Annotated in this window: 1 protein-coding gene; it reads left to right on the forward strand. The window is 72.0% G+C overall.

Annotated features, from left to right (window positions below; genetic code table 11):
* Positions 1-23,427, forward strand: a complete 23,427-nt coding sequence (locus tag J7I97_RS30780) for an SDR family NAD(P)-dependent oxidoreductase (protein WP_214941455.1) — start codon at positions 1-3, stop codon at positions 23,425-23,427.
* Positions 23,428-23,429: the final 2 nt, after the last annotated feature.

Below are 23,429 nucleotides of genomic sequence, written 5' to 3' on the forward strand. Positions count from 1 at the left end.
ATGTCGCAGCATGTCCCCATAGCCGTCATCGGCATCGCGTGCCGGTTTCCCGGGGCGGACGACTACCGCCGGTTCTGGGACGTCATCAGGAACGACCGGTCGCAGGTCGGCGAAGTGCCCCAGGCCCGATGGGACATGGGGGGAGGCGTGCCGGCGGAGGTCTCCGGCGACGATGCGGGTAGCCCTCCCAGCAGATGGGCCGGCCTGATCGACGATGTGGACTCCTTCGACGCACAGTTCTTCCGCCTCTCCCCGCTGGAGGCGGAAAGCACCGACCCGCAGCAGCGGATCATGCTGGAGCTCGCCTGGTCCTGTCTCGAAGACGCTGCCATCGCGCCCAGCGCGCTCTCCGGGCGCGACGTCGGTGTGTTCATCGGCTCGTTCAACATGGACTACAAGGAGCTTCAGGAGAGGCAACTGCGCGAGGTCGCGGCGCACCACTCCACGGGAACGATCGGCGCCGTCATCGCCAACCGGGTCTCCCACTTCTTCGACTTCCACGGGCCCAGCGTGGTCGTGGACACGGCGTCGTCCGCCTCCCTGCACGCCCTCCACCTCGCGGTCCAGTCCCTGCAACAAGGCGAGTGCGCACTCGCGCTCGCCGGCGGGATCAACCTCGTACTGACCCCGGCCCGGCACACCTCCTTCGCCAAGACCGGCATGCTGTCGCCCACCGGCTCGTGCCATCCCTTCGACGAGCGAGCCGATGGCTACGTGCGAGGCGAGGGCGGCGGCACCGTCCTGCTCAAGCCCCTCGCGGACGCCGTGCGCGACGGTGACCACATCTACGGCGTCATCAAGGGCAGCGCCGTGAACCACAGCGGCCGGACGCGCACCCTGACCCATCCCAGCGACGACGCGCAGGCGCAGGTCGTCGCGGACGCCATCGCCCGGGCGGACGTCTCCCCCGAGACCATCGGATACGTCGAGGCGCACGGCACGGGGACGCCGACCGGCGATCCGGTCGAAATCGCGGGGCTGGTGGGGGGCTTCCGCAGAGCGCGCGGCGAGACGGTGAACCCGGGTGAGCACAACTACTGCGGGCTGGGCTCGGTCAAGCCCAACATCGGCCACCTCGAAGCCGCCGCTGGGATCGCTGGGCTGATCAAGGTGCTGCTCGCGATGGAGCACAAGCAGTTACCCGGTCTGCGGGACTTCCAGCGGCTGAACCCGCACATCGACCTGGACGGCACGCCCTTCTACATCGTGGACCGGCCGCGCGAGTGGAAGCCCCTGCGGTCGCGGGCCGACGAACCACTGCCTCGTCGCGCGAGTGTCAGCTCGTTCGGTATCGGCGGCACGAACGCCCACGTCGTGCTGGAAGAGGCGCCGGCCACCGCGCCGGCCGTTCCGCAGGACTGCCACGCCTACCTCGTCTGTCTGTCTGCCAGAACCGGCACGGCACTCCGTCGGCGGATCCGCGACGTGCGGGAATGGCTCGACGGCGACGGCTCCGATGCCGACCTGATCGACCTCAGCGCCACGCTGCTCCTGGGGCGTGAACACCTCGACCGCCGGACCGCGTTGGTCGTGCGCGACCGTGACGAACTCCGGGCGAAGCTGACGCTGCTGCTGGAAACCGGGCGAGCCGACGACTGCTTCCACGAGCCCGCGGGCACGTCCTCGGGCGGCGGGCCGGCCGGAGCACCGCGGCCCGCCGCCGAGGCCGAGTTCGACATCGGCACCGACCTCTCCGCCGCCGAGTACCGGGAGCGGCTGCTGGGCCTGGCGGAGTCCTTCGCCGCAGGACACGACCACCGGTGGGCGGACCTGTTCACGTCGCTCCCGGGACGGCGACTTCGACTGCCGACCTACGCGTTCGACCGTCACCGCTTCTGGATCACACCGGACGCCACCGACACGACCGCTCCCACCGGGACGCCGGCGCCCGCGCCGGGTCGGGAGCCGGTTCCTGCGATCGAGCAGGAAGGACCGGAGCCGGACATGACCGCGCGAACAGGGCGAGGGGAGCGGACGGGCACCGACGTCCGGGAACGTGTCGAGGCGGATCTCCGGAGCCTCGTCAGCGGCGTGCTCAAGCTCGCGGCCGACGAGATCCATCCGCGGGACCGGCTGTCCGACCTCGGGTGCGACTCGGTCGGCAACACGCTGCTCGCCCTCCGGCTGGGCGAGCACTACGGCATCGACATCGCGCCGTCGCTCTTCTACGGGTACTTCACCCTGGAGATGCTCACGGACCGGCTGCTCGATGAGCCGTACGCCGACGCCGTGGCGGGGAAGTACGCGGCCGCGGACGAGAACACCGTCGACGGGACGGCCCCCGCCGAGGGGGAGGCGTCCACCGTGTCACGGGACGAGCCCGCCCCCGGGTCCCGCCCCGCGACGCCTCCCGGTGACGACGCCGGCGACCGCATAGCCGTCATCGGGATGAGCGGACGCTTTCCCCAGGCCCGCACGGTCGACGAGTTCTGGCAGTTGCTCGCCGAGGGCCGGGAGGCGGTGACGCCGATCCCCGCGCACCGGCTGGGCAACTGGGCCGGTGTCGCCGGCACGTCAGAGGTCAGGGGCGGATGGCTGCCCGGCGAAGCCGAGTTCGACCCGCTCTTCTTCGAGATCTCCCCCAAGGAAGCCGAGCACATGGACCCGCGGCAGCGTCTGCTGCTGCAGGAGGCGTGGCGGGCCCTTGAGGACGCCGGATACCGGGCGAAGCAGCTCGGCGACAACACCATGGGCATGTTCGTCGGCGCCGAACAGAGCGACTACCCGGGCCTTGGCGGGGACGAACAGACGTTGACCTCCGGTCACGACGGAATCCTGGCCGCTCGGCTCAGCTACTTCCTCAACTTCTCCGGGCCGGTGCTGACCGTCAATACGGCGTGCTCGGCCGGCCTGGCAGCCGTGCACCAGGCCTGCCTGAGCCTTCGCAGCGGCGAGTGCGACACCGCGGTCGCCGCGGGCGTCAGCCTGATGGCCGGGTCCCAGTTCTACGAGCACGCCACCCAGGCCGGGATGCTGTCGCCCGACGGGGTCTGCTACGCCTTCGACAAGCGTGCCAACGGCATGGTGATGGGCGAGGCGATCGCCGCCGTCGTGCTGAAGCCGCTGGCCAAGGCCCTCGCCGACGGTGACCGGGTGCATGCGGTCATCACGGCGAGCGGTCTCAACCACGACGGCCGGACCAACGGCATCACCGCGCCCAGCCAGTCCGCGCAGGTCGCCCTGCTCGACTCCGTGTACCGGCGGTTCGGCGTCGAACCGGCCGACATCGAGCACGTGATCGCCCACGGCACGGGTACCCGGCTGGGTGACCCCATCGAGGTGAACGCGCTGACCGAGGCGTTCGGCCGGTACACCGACCGGACCCAGTACTGCGCCTTGACCTCGGTCAAGACGAACATCGGGCACACCCTGGCCGCCTCGGGCGTGGTCAGCCTGATCGCCCTGGTGCAGGCCCTCCGTCATCAGACGGTGCCCGCGAGCCTGCACTCCGAGCAGGAGAGCGAGTACATCGACTGGACGGGCAGCCCGTTCCGTGTCAACAAGGAGGCCCGGCCCTGGCCGGCCCGGCCGGGGCGCGAGCGGATGGGCGCCGTCAGCTCCTTCGGCATCAGCGGGACGAACGTCCACGTCGTGGTGGAGAGCCACGGCGACGGATCGGCCACGCATCCGGCCGTCTCCCGGCCCTCGTACCTGCTCGCGCTGTCGGCGAAGACCGAGGAGGCGCTCCGGACGCGGGTGGCGGACCTGCTCGCCTTCCTCCGGGCCGGTGGGGCCGATGACGTGGGGCTCGGGCGGATCAGCAGCACCCTGCTCGCGGGGCGGCACCACTTCGCGCACCGCTGTGCGCTGGTCGCGGACACCCCCGAGGACGCCGAGCGGCTGTTGCAGCAGGTTCTCGACGGCAAAAGGGACCCCCATGTGTTCCGCGGGCTGTCCGGGAGGGACTTCCGCCCGCAGACCGCGCTCACCGAGTACGGGAACGAGCTGGTGGGGCGGGCCCGCGCGGGAGACCGGGACGCCCGGTACCGGGACTCGGTCCGGGCCCTGGCCGACCTCTACTGCCAGGGTTACGAGCTGGCCTGGGAGAACCTCTTCGGCGACCGGCCGCTCCCGTGCGCGTCGCTGCCCGGTTACCCCTTCGCCCGCGAGACCTACTGGGCCGGCACGGCGAGGTCCGGCCGCGCGGCGCAGCCGCACGCCCTTCCCGCGTCCGCGGCACTGAACCCGCTGCTGGACAGCAACGTCTCCACACTCCGGTCGCAGCGCTTCGCCAAGCACCTGTCGGCGAGTGAGTTCTTCCTGCGCGACCACGTCGTGGACGGGAAGATCCTGCTGCCCGGCGTCGCCCACATGGAGATGGCGTACACCGCCTCCCGGCTGGCCACCGGCTCCGACAGCGTTACCCTGCGCGGCATCATCTGGGGCCGTCCGATCGTCATGGACGGCGCGTCCCGGACCGTGAACATCGAGCTGACCCCGATCGAAGAGGACGCGCTGGAGTTCGTCATCCATGACGGCACCGAGGGAGAACGCACGGTCTTCTCCCAGGGCCGGGCCGGCTACGCCGCCGAGCCGCCGACGCGGCCGCGCGGCGCGATCGACATCCCCGCGATCAAGGCGCGGTGCACCACCCGCCGGGAGAACGCCGAGATCTTCGCGAGCCTGCGGGAACTGGGGTTCGGGTACGGCGAGACCTTCCAGGCCATGGAGACGCTGTACTGCGGCGAGACCGAGGCGCTGGCCCGGATCGTGCTGGGCGACGGCCTCGAAGAGGACTACCACCGTTTCACCCTGCATCCCTCGCTGTTCGACGCCGCGCTCAACGCTCTGCGCGGCATCGGAGAGCAGGACGGCGTGCTGCGCATTCCGTTCAGCCTCGAAGAGCTCGTGGTCTTCGCGCCGATCGCGCGACAGTCCTACTGCCATGCCACCGTCAACCGGATCGCCCGTGACGGCACGATGAGTGTCGATCTCGCGATCTGCGACGACAGCGGCACCGAGTGCGTTCGGCTCACCGGCCTGGTGTTCAAGGAGGTCACGGCCGACAAGAGCGAGGCGTTGCACTACTACGTGCCGCGCTGGACCGACGCCGATGTCGACGCCGACGCCGACGCCGATGTCGACGCCGACGCCGACGCCGATGTCGATGTCGACGCCGGCTCCGCCCGGGAGGCGCAGTCCACCGGCGCCGGGCGTACCCTGCTCATCCTCGACGACGAGGACACGCGCCGCACCCGACTCGGGACGAGGTACGCGGGCCGCGTGGTGCGCGTGCGGAGCGGGAGCGCGTTCCAGGAGTCGGGACCGGACCTGTTCACGGTGGACCGCCGCAGTGCCGAGGACTTCGACCGGCTCCTGCGGACCCTGGACGAACGGGACCTGTCACCGCGGGCGATCGTCAACTTCTGGCCGCTGGACCCGGACCCGTCCGACCTCACCATCGAGCTGGAGGGTTTGCTGCACCTGTTCCGGGCCGTGCACCGGACCGGTACCGAGCAGGAGGTCCAGTACCTGTCCGTACTGCCGGACCGGCCCGGACCGCAGAGGGCGGCAGCGGAGGCGCTCTCGGGCTTCGGCCGTGCCATGACGCCGGTCGACCACCTGTTCCGGGTGGGAAGCCTCCAGGTCGCCGACGTGCGGGACGCGCAAGCCGTCGCCGACAGCGTCCTGCGTGAACTCGGCAGGGCGGAGGGCGCCGCCCCGCGGGGCTGGCACGAGATCCGGCACGCCGACGGCGTCCGCTCGGAGCGGGTGCTGCGGCCCTGGAACGCGGGGGCGCGCAGCGGTGCTTCCGAGCTGCCTCTCAAGCAGGGCGGCGTCTACCTCATCAGCGGTGGCGCCGGAGCCCTGGGGCTGCACCTGGGCAGGTACCTCGCCGGGCAGTGCCGGGCGCGCCTCGTCCTGCTCGGCCGCCGGGAGCCGGACGCTGCGCTGCGGGAGGAGTTCGCCGCACTGGAGGCCGTCGGGGCCGAGGTCCTCTACCTCGCCTGCGACGTGGCCGACCGCGAGAGCGTCAGCACGGCGCTCGCTGCCGCGCGGAAACGATTCGGCAATCTGGACGGTGTCTTCCACGGTGCGGGCGTCATGGGCGGTACGGGCGTCATGGACGCGGACTGGGCCGGTTTCGAGGCGGTCCTGGCGCCGAAGACGCACGGAACCGTGCACCTGGACGAACTGACCGCCGAGGACCCGCTCGACTTCTTCCTCGTGTTCTCGTCCATCGCCGCCTACGTCGGCGACTTCGGACGGGGAAGCTACGCCGCCGCCAACCGGTTCCTCGACGGCTACGTCCAGCACCGGGAGGAGCTGCGGGCGCAGGGCCGGCGGCGCGGCCGGAGCGTATCGGTCAACTGGCCCTACTGGGACGAGGGCGGCATGCTCGGCGAGCTCGCCGAGGAAGGCCCCGCGAAGACCCTCTACCGCGACCACTCGGGTCTGCGAGGGCTGCGGACCGAGGAGGGGATTGGGGCGCTGCTGCAGATCCTGATGTCCGACGAGACCCAGGTCGTCGTCACGAAGGGCGAGCGTCAGAAGATCGAGAGAGTCCTGCGCGTCGTAGGGGCCGAGCGGGCCGGGGCCGAGCCGGAGCCGGTGGCCGAGAACGAGCCCGTGGCCGTGGCCGTCACGAAAGGCGTGGAACCGGTGCCCGTCGAGGACTCGGGTGAGATGTTCACACGGACGGTCGAGTACCTGAGGGACCGGTTGTCGCAGGTCTTCCACATTCCGAAGGGGCGGATCGACACCGCCGCGGAGCTGGGGGAGTACGGCATCGAGTCCATCCAGATCATGGAGCTGATGCGGCTTCTGACGAAGGACTTCCCCTCCCTCCCGGGCACGCTGTTCTTCGAGTACCGCACGATCCAGGAACTGGCGGAGTACTTCACCGAGCACCAGGCCGCGCGCCTGACCGAGCTGCTGGGGCTGGAGCGGTCCGCCGCGGCGGCTCCGGCGACGGTGGCCGCGAGCGCGCCCGCAGCCGCCGTGCCCTCCCGGCCGGTCACGCCGCAGGGCCGGTTCCAGGAGGTCCGGACCGTCGCCCCCGCCCCTCACGAGGCTCCGTCGGCGAAGGGGGAGAACGGCCGGACCGCGGGACGCCCGCGTGACGTGGCGATCATCGGCATGAGTGGCCGGTACCCCAATGCGCGGAACCTCGACGAGTTCTGGAAGGTGCTGGAGCGCGGCCAGGACTGCATCGAGGAGATCCCGCCGCACCGGTGGGACAAGGACGCGTACTACGCGGCCGAGAAGACGCCCGGCAAGAGCTCCAGCAAGTGGGGCGGCTTCATCGACGGCGCCGAGAACTTCGACGCGCTGTTCTTCAACATGTCGGCGAACCAGGCCGCGCTGACCGACCCCCAGACCCGGCTGTTCCTCCAGGCCGCCTGGGAATCGATGGAGGACGCGGGGTACACACGCCAGTCCCTGAGCCCCGGCAAGGCCCGCAAGGTCGGTGTCTACCTGGGCATGATGTGGAACGAGTACCAGCTGCTCAGCGGCGAGGACGTCGTCCTGTCCGACCGTGCCGCCGCCTCGAACGCCGTCTCGTACTTCTTCAACCTCCACGGGCAGAGCCTGACGGTCGACACCGCCTGCTCCTCGTCGCTGTACGCGATCGCCATGGCGGTCGAGAGCATCCGGAACGGCTCCTCGTCGCTCGCGTTCGCCGGCGGCGCGAATCTTTCGCTGCACCCCAACAAGTACGTCTCGCTCAGCCAGATGAACTTCTTCTCCGAGGACGGACGCTGCCGCTCGTTCGGCGAGGGCGGCACCGGCTACGTTCCGGGTGAGGGCGTCGGCTGCGTCCTGCTCAAGCCGTTCGACCAGGCGGTCGAGGACGGGGACCACATCCACGGTGTGATCCGCGGCGTCGCCACGGTGCACGGCGGCAAGACGAACGGCATGACCGTGCCCAACCCACTGGCGCAGGCGGACATGGTCGCCTCCGCGCTGGCGGATGCCGGGCTCTCGGCCGAGGACATCAGCTACGTGGAGGGCCACGGCACGGGCACCGCCCTCGGCGACCCGATCGAGATCACCGGACTGACCCGGGCGTTCCGCAAGCACACCGACAGGAAGCAGTACTGTCCGATCGGTTCGGTGAAGTCGAACATCGGCCACCTGGAGGGCGCGGCCGGTGTCGTCGCCGTCACCAAGGTCCTGCTCCAGATGCGGCACGGGATGCTCGTGCCCTCCCTCCATTCCGAGCAGCTGAACTCGTACATCGACTTCCCGAACTCGCCCTTCTACGTACAGCACCGGCTGGAGCCGTGGGAGCAGCCCACCCGGACGGTCGACGGGGTGCGGCGGACCCTGCCCCGGATCGCCGGCGTCTCGTCGTTCGGCGCGCACGGCGCCATCGCGCACGTGATCATCGAGGAGTACCGGTCCGAGCAGGAGCAGGCGACACGTCCGGCCCGGGCGCCGCGTCCAGAGCTGCTGGTTCTGTCGGCGAAGGACGATGCGCGGCTGCGGGAGAAGGCCCAGGCGCTGCTCACGTGGCTGGCCGGGGCCGGCCACGACGCCGACCCGGCGGACCTCGCCTATACCCTCCAGGTCGGCCGTGAGGCCATGGAGGAACGCCTGGCGCTGGTCGTCGACGGGCGGGACGCGCTGCGCGAGCGACTGCGCGCGTTCCTCGGCGGCGAGCAGGAGACCGCGAACGTCTTCCGCGGAGGCGTGCGGCAGCACAGGGACTCCGTCGCCCTCCTCGAAGCCGACGAGGAGATGCGGGAACTGGTACAGCAGTGGCTCGTACAGGGCCGGCACGACAAGCTGGCCAATGTCTGGGTGAAGGGCCTGGCCCTCGACTGGACGTCCCTCGCTCGCGACGCCGAGCCGCGTCGCATCTCCCTGCCGACGTACCCGTTCGTCCAGGAACGCCACTGGCTCGACGCGCCCCCCGCGCTCGCGCTCCGGCCGCCGCGAACGGTGGCCCCGGCCGAGCCGGCAGTGGCGGCCGGCGCCGCGGCACACCCGGCCCGGCCCGCCGGGGAACAGACCCGGCCACTCGCCTTCGTGGAGGACTGGGAGCCTGCGCCTCTGGACGCGGGAACGGCGCGCGCGCCGCGCGGCATCGTCTTCCTGTGCACCGGAGCGGAGCGTCAGGAGGCGGTCGCGCGGGCCGCACGGGAACTCGACCCCGGCCTGCACGCGGTGTTCATCGGACGGGGAGACACCTTCCGCACGACGCACCCCGACCGCTACCAGGTCCGCCGCGGTTCGGCCCAGGACTACCTGGACGCCTTCCGGGACATCGCGGCCGGACCCGCTCCCGTCGACGCGGTCGTCAGCATGGAGGCGCTCGAACCAGGCGCCGTCGACGGCGACTTCGGTGATGTCGTCCTGACGGTCCAGGCCATCGCCGGCGCCGGGCTCGACGTACGCCGCTACGTGGTGGCCGGGCAGTACCGCGACGGTCGGGAGCGCGCGCTGCTCGAGGCACATCTCGGCTTCGAGCGCTCGCTGGGCATGGTGATGCCGAAGCTGTCCGTGGCGGCCGTGCTCCAGGACGCCGACGATCCACTGCGGCCGGCGGACACCGCCGCCTGGCTGACGAGGCTGGTCGGAGAGCTGCGTCAGGAGCGGGCGGTCAGCGCGCTGTACCACTCGGGCGGCCGTTTCGTGAGCCGCGTCCGTGAGGTCACGCTCGACGAGAACCGCCGCGGCGCCCTCCGGCACGGCGGCACCTACCTGATCACCGGCGGCTGCGGCGGGCTGGGGCTCATCGTGGCCCGGCACCTCGCCGAGCACTTCGCGGCGAATCTCGTCCTGACCGGCCGCTCCCCGTTGGACGAGGCACGCCAGGAGGCACTGCACGGTCTCGCCGCCGGACAGCGGGTCCTGTACGTCCAGGCGGACAGCTGCGACGCGGACGCCATGAAGCAGGCCGTGACACAGGCGCGCGAGCGCTTCGGGGCACTGCACGGCGTCATCCACGCCGCCGGTGTCCAGGGGCAGGGCAGCATCCTGGAGAAGGACCTGCGCTCCTTCGAGGACGTCCTCGGCCCCAAGGTCCGGGGAACGCTGACACTGGACGAGGCGGTGGCGGGCGAAGAGCTGGACTTCGTCTGCTACTTCTCCTCCACCGCCGCCGTCATCGGCGACTTCGGCACCTGCGACTACGCGGTCGGCAACCGCTTCCAGATGTCCTACGCACGACACCGTGACGCCCAGGTGCGGGCGGGCCGCCTGTCCGGACGGACCGTGGTCGTCAACTGGCCGCTGTGGCGCGAGGGCGGCATGGGCTTCGACCACGACACCACCACGATGCTGCTGAAGTCGAGCGGCCAGGACTTCCTGGAGACGGCGGACGGCATCGCCCTCTTCGAACGGCTGCTGTCCCAGGAAGCCGCCCAGCACATGATCCTGGTCGGCAAGCCGAGCCGTGTGTCGCGCTTCCTGGGGCTGACGCCCCCCGCCGACGCCCCGGCGCGACCGGCGGCCGGCGCGGCCGCGGTCCGGCCGGCCGCCCCCGCGGGCGGGGGCGGCCCGGACACGGCGCCGACCCGCGAAGCCGAGGAACGCCTGGCACACGACCTGCGGCGGATCGTCAGCGCCGCGGTCGACCTGTCCCCGGACAGGCTCTACGAGGACGACAACCTCGCCGACTACGGCTTCGACTCGGTCAGTCTGGCCGAACTGGCCACCGGCCTGGGCCGGCACTGGGGCGTCGAGGTCACGCCGGCCCTCTTCTACAGCCGCTCCACCCTGCGGAAACTGCGGGAGTACTTCGCCACCGAGCACAAGGAACTCCTGGCCGCGTTCTACGGCGACCGGGGCGTCGGCGGCGCCGTCTCCGGGCCTGCCGCGGCGGAGCCCGCGCCCGCGCGGGACGAGGCGGTCCCCGCCGGCCGGCCGCGCCTCGGCGCCGAGACCGTCCAGGACGCCGCCGGCACCCCGGGCGCGGACGCGGACGGCGGTGTCCGGGAGCCGCGTACGGAGGACGACGACGCCATCGCGGTCATCGGCATGAGCGGGCGGTTCCCCGGCGCCGACAACCCCTCCGCGCTGTGGTCGGTCCTCGCGGAGGGCCGCGACGTCGTCAGCCCGGTCTCCCGCGAGCGCCTCGACCTGTGGGGCGAGCCGCAGGACAGCCCCTTCGCGGCGTTCCGCGTCGGCCAGCTGTCCGGCCCGGACGAGTTCGACCCGCTGTTCTTCGAGATATCCCCCAACGAGGCGCGGAGCCTGGACCCGCGCCAGCGGCTGCTGCTCCAGGAATCGTGGCGCGCCCTCGAAGACGCGGGCTGGACGCCCGCGTCGACCCGCAGGATCGGAATGTTCGTCGGGGTCGAGCAGGGGGACTACGACACCCCGGACCCCGAGGCGGGCAGCGTCACCGCCAACCACGACGGTATCCTCGCGGCACGCCTGTCGTACCTGCTCGACCTGAGCGGCCCCGTGATGGCCATCAACACGGCCTGCTCGTCGGGGCTGGTCGCCGCTCACCAGGCGTGCGCGAGCATCCGTGCCGGCGAGTCCGACGTCGCCCTCGCCGCGGGCGTCAGCCTGATCACCACCTCGCAGCTGCTGACCCGTACCCGACAGGCCGGCATGCTCTCCGAGGACGGCGTCACCTACGCCTTCGACAAGCGCGCGAACGGGATGGTGCTCAGCGAGGCCGTCGCCGTCGTGGTGCTGAAGCGGCTTTCGGCGGCGGTGGCCGACGGCGACCGGATCCACGGCGTCATCCGTGCCAGTGGCATCAACTACGACGGCAGGTCCAACGGCATCACCGCCCCGAACGGCGATGCCCAGACCGCGTTGCTCCGCGACACCTACCGGCGGCACGGCATCGACCCGGCCGACATCGACTACGTGGTCGCCCACGGCACCGGCACGCGGCTCGGCGACCCCGTCGAGGTCAACGCGCTCAACGACGTGTTCCGGAGCTTCACCGACAAGCGGCGCTACTGCGCTCTGACGTCCGTGAAGCCGAACGTCGGGCACACGCTTGCGGCCTCCGGGCTCGTCAGCCTCATCGGGGTCCTGCAGGCCATGCGCCACGAGACGATCCCCGGGTCCCTGAACTGCGTGCAGGAGAACGAGTACATCGACTGGAAGGACAGCCCGTTCTTCGTCAACAAGACGAACCGGGCCTGGCCCCAGGCCGCCGGGCGCGGAAGGACCGCCGCCATCAGCTCCTTCGGCATGAGCGGCACCAACGCGCACATGGTGGTCGAGAGTCGCCCGGAGAGCCGAGAGAACGAGGTCACGGAGATGTCCGCCCACCTGCTGGCCCTGTCGGCCAAGTCCGAGGAGTCGCTGCGGCAGCGTGTCGCCGACCTGATCGACTTCTTGGAGGACCCCGAGCAACCGCACGGCCTGAGGGACGTCGGCGCGACGCTGCTGGACGGGAGGCCCCACTTCCGGCACCGCTGCGCCGTCGTGGCCCGCGACGCCGCCGAGGCGGTGCGCCTGCTGCGCTCGTGGGCCGCGGACGGGCAGGACCCCGACGTCCTCACCGGCGAAGTGCCCAAGGACTTCGCGCCGAACGACGCGGCCCGGCAGGCCGGGGACCGGTTGCTGGAGGAGGCGGCCGGACCGCACCACGACAGCAACGGTCTCCGGGACGCGCTGCGCGCCGCGGCGAGGGCCTACTGCCAGGGGTACGACCTGGCGTGGCGCCGGCTGTTCGGCGGCCGGCGCACCGCGCCGGTCGCGCTGCCCGGCTACCCCTTCGCCAGGAAGCGCCTGTGGCGGCAGCACACGAACCGGCCGGCGGCGAACGGGCTGTTCACGGCCGTACCCGGCCGTGGCGTCGCCACGGGACTCCGGTTCGACACGACGCTCACCGGATCGGAGTCCTTCCTGCGCGACCACGTCGTGGCCGGGGAGAAGATCCTGCCGGGCGTCGCCCACCTGGAACTGGCCCGTGCCGCCCACGCCGCGCTCCCCGCGCGGCAGAACGCGCCGACGGCCGGCATCACGTTCCGCGACGTCGTCTGGCTGCGGCCGGTGAGGGTCGGGGACGCCCCGCTCGACCTCCACGTCGAACTGGAGCCGGAGGGCGCCGCAGGGACCCGCTACCGCGTCCTGGCTCGCGGAGCCGACGGTCCCGTCGTGCACAGCCAGGGGCGCATCGAGCCCGGTGGCGGACCGGTGGCCAGGCCACGGCTCGACCTCGCGGCCCTGCGGACCGAGTGCGGCCGCTACGAGATGACCGCGACCGAGATGTACCTCGTCTACCGGCGTCAGGGCATCGCGTACGGGCCCTCCTTCCAGGGAGTGAGGCGACTCCTCGTGGGAGACGCCCAGGTCCTCGCCGAGGTGGCGCTGCCCGAGATGCCCCAGTACGGCATGGATCCGCAGGTGCTGCCGCCGGGGCTGCTGGACGCCGCACTGCAGTCCTCCGCCGGCCTGAGGCACGGCGGCGCCCTCCACCTTCCCTACGCCGTCGAAGCGGTGGAGGTCCTCGCCCCCTGCGAGCCGGTCATGTGGGCGTGGCTCAGGCGCACCACGGAGAGCGGCGACACGTTCGACGTCGACCTGTGCGACGCGCACGGCGAGGTCTGCGTGCGGTTCAGGGCCTTCCGCACCCGGCCCCTGCCCGCGGCGGCCGAGCCGCCGCCGGTGTCGGAGCGGCCCGCCGCCGGGAGCCCGGTGCTCCTTGAGCCGCGCTGGGAGCCCGTCCGGCCCGTCCTGTCGGCGGACGGCGGCGGGCCGGGGGGGCGGACGCTGCTGGTCGGCGCGGACCCGGAGGAACTGGCCTCCCTCCTCACGGGGCACGGGGAGGACGTGGACGTCCTGTTGCTGCGGGCCGACGACACCGTCGACGGCCTGCGGGAGCGGCTCGCGCGCGGTGGGCCCTACGGCAGCGTCGTCTGGGTCGCGAGCGGCGGTGCGACGGTGTTCCTGGAGAGCGAGGGCCTGATCACCCGCCAGGAGGAAGGCGTGTACGCCGGTTTCCGGCTGGCCAAGGCGCTGCTGGAACTCGGCTACGACAAGCGGGACCTGGAGTGGACCGCCCTCACCGTCCGCAGCCAGGGCGTCGTCGACACCGACCGCGTCGACCCGACCCACGCCGGCGTGCACGGCCTGCTCGGGTCGCTGGCGAAGGAGAACCCGCGGTGGCGGATGCGCCTCGCCGACGTGGAGGCGTTGCTGGAGGGGGTGCTGCGCGAGGCGCTGCGCCTGCCGGCGGAGCCGTCCGGCGACAGCTGGGCCCACCGCGGCGGCCACTGGTTCCGGCAGAACCTGGCACCGGTGACGTTCGACGCGCTCCCCGCTGAGTCCGTGCCGTACCGGCGCGACCGGGTCTACGTGGTCATCGGCGGCGCCGGCGGACTCGGCGCGGTCTGGACCGAGCACGTCGTACGCACCTACGGGGCGCAGGTGGTCTGGATCGGCCGCCGCGCCGAGGACGAGGCCATCCGGGCCAGGATCGACGAACTGTCCCAGCTGGGACCGGCCCCCTGGTACCTGCAGGCCGATGCTACGGACAGGGAGGAACTGGCGGCCGCCGTCGCGCGGATCAGGGCTCGCTTCCCCGAGGTCAACGGCGTCGTCCACTCGGCGCTCGTGCTGCTCGACCAGAGCGTGGCCAGGATGCCGGAGCAGCGTTTCCGGGCCGCCGTGCGCGCGAAGGTGGACATCAGCGTCCGCATCGCGCAGGTCTTCGCGGACGAGCCGCTGGACTTCGTGCTGTTCTTCTCCTCGACCAACTCGTTCCAGCGCTCCGCGGGACAGAGCAACTACGTGACCGGCTGCCTCTTCAAGGACGCGTTCGCCCGGCTGTGGCAGCAGAGCCGCCCCACCACCGTGAAGGTGATGAACTGGGGCTACTGGGGCAGTGTCGGCGTCGTCGCCTCGTCCGCGTACCAGCGGCGGATGGAGCGGAGCGGCATCGGCTCCATCGAAGCCGCCGAAGGCATGGCCGCGCTGGACCTCCTGCTCTGCGGGCCGTACCACCAGCTCGCCGTGGAGAAGACCACTGCCCCGCGGCGGGCCGGTGACGACACCCGCCCCACCGGTTCCGGCGGCCCGGACGACCGGCTGCTGCAGCGCGTGCTCGTGGACTCCGGCAGTGCCCGGGGCTTCGACGACGCCCTGCTGTGCGAACTGCTGTTGCTGCAGATGCAGACGCTAGGCATGAACCGCGCCGGCGGCGCCGTCGCCGACCTGAGAGCCGCCCTGCAACCGGGCGGAGGCTACGACCGCTGGCTCGACGAGAGCCTGCGCATCCTGGCCGAGCACGGCTACCTGGAGGCGGTCACCGAGCGCTACGCCCCCACCGACAGGGCGCTGCTCGACGGCGCCGACGTGTGGCGGCGCTGGGAGGCGGTGTGCCGGGAGAGCGGGGGCACCAACCCCTACGTCAACCTGCTGGAGCCGGTGATCCGCGAGCTGCCCGAGGTCCTCTCGGGCCGACGGCGCGCGACCGACGTGATCTTCCCCGGGTCGTCGATGAGTCTGGTGCGAGGTATGTACCGGGACTGCGAGAGCGCCACGGCGCTGAACGAGCTCGTGGCCGAGTGGGTGGCTGCCCGCGTCGAGGTCCTGCTCGCCCGCGACCCCGCCCACCGCGTCCGCATCTTCGAGATCGGTTCCGGCAGCGGAGGCACCAGCGAGAAGGTGCTGCGCCGGCTGGCGCCGTACCGCGACAGCGTGGCGGAGTACTGCTACACCGACGTCTCGCAGTACTTCCTGCGCAACGGGCGGCAGGAGTTCGGCGCCGACCATCCCTATCTGCGGTTCGAGCTGTTCGACGTGGAGCGCGCCCCCGCGGAGCAGGGGTTGGGCGAGGGAGGCTACGACATCGTCCTCGCCACCAACGTCCTGCACGCGACCCGCGACGTCCGGGCGGCGGCGCGGCACGCGCGGGCGCTGCTGGGCGAGGACGGCGCACTCGTCCTCAACGAGCTGGCGTCGCGTACCCCGTTCCTGCACCTGACCTTCGGGCTGCTCGACGGCTGGTGGCGCTACGAGGACACCGGACTGCGCATACCGGGCTGCCCGGGGCTGGCTCCCGAAACCTGGCAGCAGGTGCTGCAGGAGTCGGGCTTCGCCGCCGCGTCCTTCCCCGCCGCCGCCGTGCACGAGGTCGGCCACCAGATCGTCGTGGCCGGCACCGGCGAGCCCACCGGCGAGCCCACCGGCGAGCCCGCCCCCGTACCGCGGAGTGCGGACGACGCGCGGGAGCGGGTGCGGTCCGTGATCGTCGACCGGCTCCAGACGTCGCTGGGGCTGGATCGACGGGAGATATCCGAGGAGGACTCCTTCGCCGACTACGGCGTGGACTCCATCCTCGGCGTCGAGCTCACGCAGCAGCTGAGCACAGACCTGGGCATCCTGCTCTCGGTCACGGACCTCTTCGATCACAGCTCGGTGCGCGCGCTCGCCGGCTACGTGGTGGAGCACCACCTCGACGCGTCGTCGCCGCTCCTGGCCGCCCCCGTACCGGCGGTGGCACCCGCGCCCGTTCCCGTGCCACCGCTCCCGGCAGCCCCGGTGACCGTGCCCGCCCCGGTGCCCGTACCCGCCGCAGTGCCCGTACCCGCTCCGGTGCCCGTGCCCGCCGCGACCGGCGCGCCGCGGCCGGCCGTCCCCGCCGACGAGCCCGTCGCCATCATCGGCATGAGCGGGAGGTTCGGCACGGCCAAGGACACCGATCAGCTGTGGCAGCACCTCGCCGACGGCCGCAGCCTGGTCGGCGAGATCTCCCGCTGGGACATGTCGGCCCTCGTGGCGCCGGGCGCGCCGCACCCCCGGTACGCCTCGCTGATGGACGACATCGACCGGTTCGATCCGCTGTTCTTCCAGATATCCGGCCTCGAAGCCACCTACATGGACCCCCAGCAGCGGATCGTGCTGGAGGAGGCGTGGAAGGCGCTGGAGAACGCGGGCTACGCGGGCGACGCCATCCGCGGCCGGTCCTGCGGCGTCTACATCGGCACCCAGGTCAGCGACTACCTGCCCGGCTCCAGCGCGGACGCCCCCGCCCAGGCCATGTGGGGCAACGCCGAGGCGATCATCCCGGCGCGCCTCTCGTACCTCCTCGACCTGCAGGGTCCCGCCATCGCCGTCGAGACCGCGTGCTCCGGATCCCTCGTCGCCCTCCACCTCGCGTGCCAGGCCCTGCGCACGGGCGAGGTCGAGACGGCCCTGGTCGGCGGAGTGTCCGTGCAATGCGCACCCGACTACTACCTGAATGCCCACAAGGCCGGGATGCTCTCGGAGACCGGTCAGTGCCACACCTTCGCGGAGGGCGCGGACGGCTTCGTCCCCGGCGAGGGCGTCGGCGTCGTCATGCTCAAGCGCCTGCGGGACGCCCTCGCCGACGGTGACCACATCCACGGCGTGGTCCGCGGTTCGGGCATCAACCAGGACGGAACGTCCAACGGCATCACGGCTCCGAGCGCCAAGTCGCAGGAGCGGCTGGAGCGCCAGGTGTACGACACCTACGGCATCGACCCCGCCGGCATCCAGCTGGTCGAGGCGCACGGCACCGGTACCCAGCTCGGCGACCCGATCGAGTTCCAGGCGCTGACCCGCGCGTTCCGCCACTACACCGACCGACGTGAGTACTGCGCCATCGGCTCGGTCAAGACCAACATCGGGCATGCCGCGCCGGCGTCGGGCATGGCGGGGCTCATCAAGATCCTGCTCGCCCTGCGCCACCGCGAGCTGCCGCGCAGCCTCCACTTCGACCAGGGCAACGCACACATCGACTTCGAGGGCAGCCCCTTCTACGTGAACACGGTGCACCGGCCCTGGACGGTCGAGCCGGGCCGGCCGCGGCGCGCGGCGCTCAGCTCGTTCGGGTTCAGCGGTACCAACGCCCATGTGGTGGTCGAGGAGGCACCCGACCTGCCGCGCCGCGCCAGCGCGCCCGGCGAGGACCACCTCGTGGTGCTGTCCGCCCTGTCCGCGGAGCAGTTGCGGACGCAGGCGGAACGGCTGGTGGAGCACCTGCGCCGCCACCCGGACACCGACTTGGGCGACATCGGCTCGACCCTGGTGCGGGGCCGGCGGCACTGCCCCGTCCGGCTGGCGTGTGTGGCCCGCGACACCGACCACCTGGTGACGCTTCTGGGCCGGTGGCTCACGGACGGGCGGGAACCGGAGGTGCACACCGCCGACCTCACGGAGAACGCGGTGAGCCCGCAGCCCGCTCTGGAGCAGTACGGCGACAGCTGCCTGCGCGAGTGCGCCGAGGGCGCGACCGGGACGGCCCGCCGGGAGCACCTGGAAGCCGTATCCGCCCTCTACCTGCAGGGTTACCAGCTCCGCTACGAGCGGCTCTTCGAGAGCGGCACGTACCGCCGCGTCCCCCTGCCGACGTATCCGTTCCAGCGGCAGCGCCACTGGCTGCCCTCCGGGGACGGCGCTCGACCCGCGGTGCCCGCACGGCCCACCGAGCGCACTCCCGCGCCGGGTCCGCGGGCCGACGCGGCCCACCTGGCGCTGGCGCCGGTGTGGGTCGGGGAACAGGCCCCCGAGCCCGGCCCCGGCCGGTCCGTCCCGAGCAGCATCGTCGTCGTGGGCGGCAGCGCCGCGGAGCGGGCCGCCCTGGCGGCCGAGTGCCCCGACGCCCGCTTCCTCGCCGACGGCTCGGCGAGCACGGCATCGCTTACCGGGCAGTTGCGGGGCGTGGGCCGGGTCCGCGACCTCGTGTGGATCTCCCCGGCGGACGCGGCCGCGGAGCCCGGTGAGCTGCTGCGGCGCACCGCCGTCGGAGTGGACGCGTTCTTCCGGCTGGTCAAGGCGCTGTTCGAGCTGGGCTACGGCGCCGAGGAGCTGTCGTGGACGGTGGTGACGCGCCAGACCCAGCCCGTGCGGCCGGGCGAGTCGGTGCTGCCCGCCGACGCGGCCGTGCTCGGCCTGGCCGAGGTCATGGCCAAGGAACTGCCCAACTGGAGCGTGGGCTCCTTCGACCTGGGCCTGTCCGACGAGCTCCCCGCCCGCACCCTGCTCGCCGCCGGGCCCACGACCGTACGGGCGCTGCGCGACGGCCAGTGGTTCCGTCGCGACCTGTACCGGGTGGAGCTGCCGGCACCGGCCCGTTCCCCGTACAAGGAGGGCGGGGTGTACGTCGTCCTGGGCGGGGCCGGCGGCATCGGCCGGCTCTGGAGCGAGGACATGATCCGGCGCTACCGGGCGCAGGTCGTATGGATCGGCCGCCGGGAGAAGGACGCCGGCATCCAGGCGGAGATCGACCGACTGGCCGCGCTCGGGCGGGCGCCGTGGTACGTCCAGGCCGACGCCGCCGACACGGACTCCCTCCGGGGCGCGTACGCCCGGATCCAGGAGCGGTTCGGCACCGTCCACGGGGTGGTGCAGTCCGTCTTCGGCCTGGTGGACCAGAGCCTGCCCAACACGACCGAGCAGCAGTTCCGGCAGGGCCTGAGCGCGAAGATCGACGCCAGCGTGTGCATGGCGGAGGTCTTCGACGCCGAGGGACTCGACTTCATGCTCTTCTTCTCCTCGATCGCGTCGGTCAACCCGACCATGGGGTACTGCAGTTACGTGGCCGGCAACGCCTTCGAGGACGCCCTGGCCCGCCGGCTCTCCGGAGCACGCCCGTACGCCGTGAAGGTGGTCAACTGGGGCTACTGGGGCGCCGTCGGCAGCGGACTCGACGTTCCGGAGCACGTCCGTGAGCGCATCTACCGGCGCGAGGGCCTCGGCGACATCGACCCCGCGCTGGCGATGGACGCGGTCGAACGGCTGCTGGCCGCTCCGCTCGGGCAGGTGGCCTACCTCAACACCAGCGAGCCCGAGCGGTTCGAGGGCTACACCGACCGCGAGGCGATCCGCGTGCTGGACCCGGCGGAGCGCCGGAGCGAGCCGCTCGCCCCGCTGCTGCCCTCGCGCGGGGAGCAGTTGCGGACCGTTGAGGCACGGGCCAAGTCCAAGCTGCGGACGCTGGACGGACTGCTCCTGCGGCTGCTGTGGTGCGCGCTGCACGGGCGTGGCTGGATGGGGCCGGGTACCGTCGACGCGGACTCCTTCCGGCAGGCCGGCGGGATCCTCGGGAAGTACGACCGCTGGGCGTCGGAGTCCCTGAAGCTGTTCGCTCGGCAGGGCTGGCTCGCGGCGACCGGAAACGAGGGCTCCTACCGTGCCGGCGCCGGCGCCGTCGATCCGGACGCCACCGCCGCCGAGTGGGAACGCAGCCGGCGCGAGTGGCTCGCGGACCCCGAACTGCGCGCGTCCGTCGACCTGGTCGACACGACGCTGCGCGCGCTGCCGGACGTCCTCACCGGCGCCGTCCCCGCCGTCGACGTCATCTTCCCCGGCTCCTCGCTGGATCTGGTCGAGGGCATCTACAAGCGGAATATGATCGCCGACTACTTCAACGACGTCGTCGGTGACTGTGTCGTCGCACTCGTCGAGAGCAGGCTCGCGCAGGATCCCGAAGCCCGGATACGCATCCTGGAGATCGGTGCGGGAACGGGCGGCACGACCGCCACGGTCATGCGGCGGCTCCAGCCGTACCGGCGGCACGTCGGCGAGTACTGCTACACCGATCTCTCCAAGGCGTTCCTCATCCACGGCCGGCGGGAGTTCGGCGCGCAGCATCCGTTCCTGCGCTGCGAGATCTTCGACGCCGGTCGGTCCGTCGCCGAGCAGGGGTTCGACGAGGGCGGGTACGACCTGGTCATCGCGACCAACGTGCTGCACGCCACCGAGGAGATCCGCGCGTCCCTGCGCAATACCAAGGCGCTGCTGAGGTCCGGCGGCGGCCTGGTCGTCAACGAGATCGACGGCTACACCGTCTTCGGCATGCTGACGTTCGCGCTGTTGGACGGCTGGTGGCCGCACGACACCGATCTGCGCGAACCCGGGGGGCCCGGCCTGCGGCCCGAGACGTGGCAGTCGGAGCTGGAACGGGAGGGCTTCGAGGGCGTGGAGTTCCCCGCGCGGGACGCGCACCCGCTGGGCCAGCAAGTGGTGGTTGGCTTCAGCGACGGGGTGATCCGTCAGACCGGCGGCGGACCGCGGCGTCCCGCGGCCGAGCCCCTCTCCGAGCCGATGGCCGAGCCGGTGTCCGGAGCCTCGCCGGCCGGAGCGTCCCGGGTGGACGGGGCGGTGCTCGGCGAGGTCGTGCGCACCTATCTCAAGGAGCTGGTCGCGCGGACCCTCCTGATCCCGGCCGAATCCATCGACGCCCGTGAGCAGCTGTCCGCCTATGGCATCGACTCCATCCTCATCCTCCAGCTGCTGACCGGACTCAAGAAGGACCTGGGGGAGACCAGCAGCACCCTGTTCTTCGAGTACCGCACCATCGAGGCGCTGACGGAGTACCTCGTCACGGAGCGGGGCGAGGCCGTGGCCCGCGCCCTCGGAGTGACCCCCGATCCGGCCGCCGGACAGGGAGCGGCGGCGTCCGTCCCGCGATCCGTCGTCCCGGACGTGCAGGCCCCGGCCGGGGCCGCCCCGCCGCCCGGCCACGGCCGGACGCAGGCTCGTCCGGCACCGCGGTCCGGGCACACCGGTGGCGTTGCGATCGTCGGCATGAGCGCGCGCTTCCCCCAGGCCGAGACGCTCGACGCCTTCTGGTCGGTGCTGCGCGAGGGCCGGAACACCGTCACGGAGATCCCCGCCGACCGGTGGGCGCTCGACGGCTTCTACGAGCCCGACAAGGAGGAAGCCGTCGCGAAGGGCAGGAGCTACAGCAAGTGGGGCGCCTTCCTCGACGGATTCGCCGACTTCGACCCGCTGTTCTTCGAGATGACGCCGAACGACGCCCTGGAGATCGACCCGCAGGAGCGGCTGTTCCTCCAGGAGGCGTGGCGGGCGTTCGAGAACGCCGGCTACACGCGGAGCCGCCTTGAGCGGGAACACCGTTCCAGCGTCGGCGTCTTCGTGGGGATCACCCGCGCCGGACACAACCTCTACGGCCCCGAGCGCTGGCGCCGCGGCGACACCGTCCAGCCCTACACCTCGTTCGGGTCGGCAGCCAACCGCGTCTCGTTCAAGCTGAACCTCAACGGTCCGAGCATGCCCATCGACACGATGTGCTCCTCCTCGATGACAGCGCTCCACGAGGCGTGCGAGCACCTGCTCCACGGCGACTGCGAACTGGCGGTGGCAGGCGGTGTGAACCTGTACCTGCATCCGTCGAGCTACGTCAACCTGTGCGGTCTGCAGATGCTCGCAGACGGGGACGAGTGCCGCAGCTTCGGTGCCGGCGGCAACGGCTTCGTCCCCGGTGAGGGCGTCGGCGCGCTCGTCCTCAAGCGGCTGGAGGACGCCGAGCGGGACGGCGACCACATCCACGCCGTCATCCGCGGCACCAGCATCAACCACGGCGGGACGACGAACGGATACACCGTGCCGAACCCGGTCGCACAGGGCCGGGTCGTGCGGGACGCGCTCGACCGGGCGGGCATCGACGCGCGCACGATCAGCTACGTCGAGGCGCACGGCACCGGGACCGCGCTGGGCGACCCGATCGAGATCAACGGCCTGACCCGGGCGTTCTCCCAGGACACCCGGGACGAGCGGTACTGTGCGATCGGCTCCGTCAAGAGCAACATCGGGCACGCCGAGGCCGCCGCCGGTATCGCGGGCGTGTTCAAGGCCGTGCTGCAGATGCAGCACGGTGAGCTCGTCCCCAGCCTGCACGCCGACGAGGTCAACCCGCACATCGACTTCGACGAGACTCCGTTCGTCGTCCAGCGCGAGAACGCGGAGTGGAAGCGGCCGGTCGTCACCGTCGACGGCGTCAGCACCGAGGTGCCGCGCCGGGCCGGCGTCTCGTCCTTCGGTGCGGGCGGCTCCAACGCCCATGTGGTGATCGAGGAGTACGTCCGCGACCAGCCGGCCCCCGGGGCCGACGGGGTCGGCGGGCCGGCCGTGGTCGTCCTGTCCGCCAAGGACGAGGAGCGGCTGCGGGAGCAGGTGAGCGCGCTGCTGCGCGCGCTCCCGGAGGCTGAGCGGGCCGGGGCGACGCCGGCCGATGTCGCGCACACCCTGCAGGTCGGACGCGAGGCCATGAGCGAGCGACTGGGGACGGTCGTACACTCGTTCGCCGAGCTGCGGGACCGGCTGCGGGCCTTCCTGGACCGCCCCGACGGCGGCGGCGCCGGGCTGCACCGCGGTCGCGCGGCACGCTCCGACCGCGCGCTGAACGCGCTGACCGCCGACGCGGACATGACCGCGGTGGTCGGGACGTGGCTGGCCAAGGGCGCGTACGGCAAGGTGCTCGACCTGTGGGTGAACGGCTTCGAGCTGGACTGGGGCAGCCTCCACCCGGCGGGGGCAGCGCGCATCGTTCCGCTGCCCACGTATCCCTTCGCCCGGGAGCGGTACTGGATCGCGGAGCGGCCGGTCGACGGCCGGCTCCCCGACAGCCACCCCGTCGCGGACGGGGAGCCGGAGGACGGCCTGCCGGATCCACTGATCGACGACCTCCTCGACGAGGTGCTGAACGGCTCCATCGGCGTCGAAGCAGCTGCCGAGCACATCCGACGGTCCGTCCTCGACGGCACCGGCGCGAACACCGACAACGAGGGGCGCTGATC

The organism is Streptomyces sp. ISL-87, assembly GCF_018614095.1.
Classification (GTDB): Bacteria; Actinomycetota; Actinomycetes; order Streptomycetales; family Streptomycetaceae; genus Streptomyces.

Excerpts from the sequence above, each read along its gene's own strand:
- J7I97_RS30780 (WP_214941455.1), top strand. The coding sequence starts at position 1 with ATGTCGCAGCATGTCCCCATAGCCGTCATCGGCATCGCGTGCCGGTTT.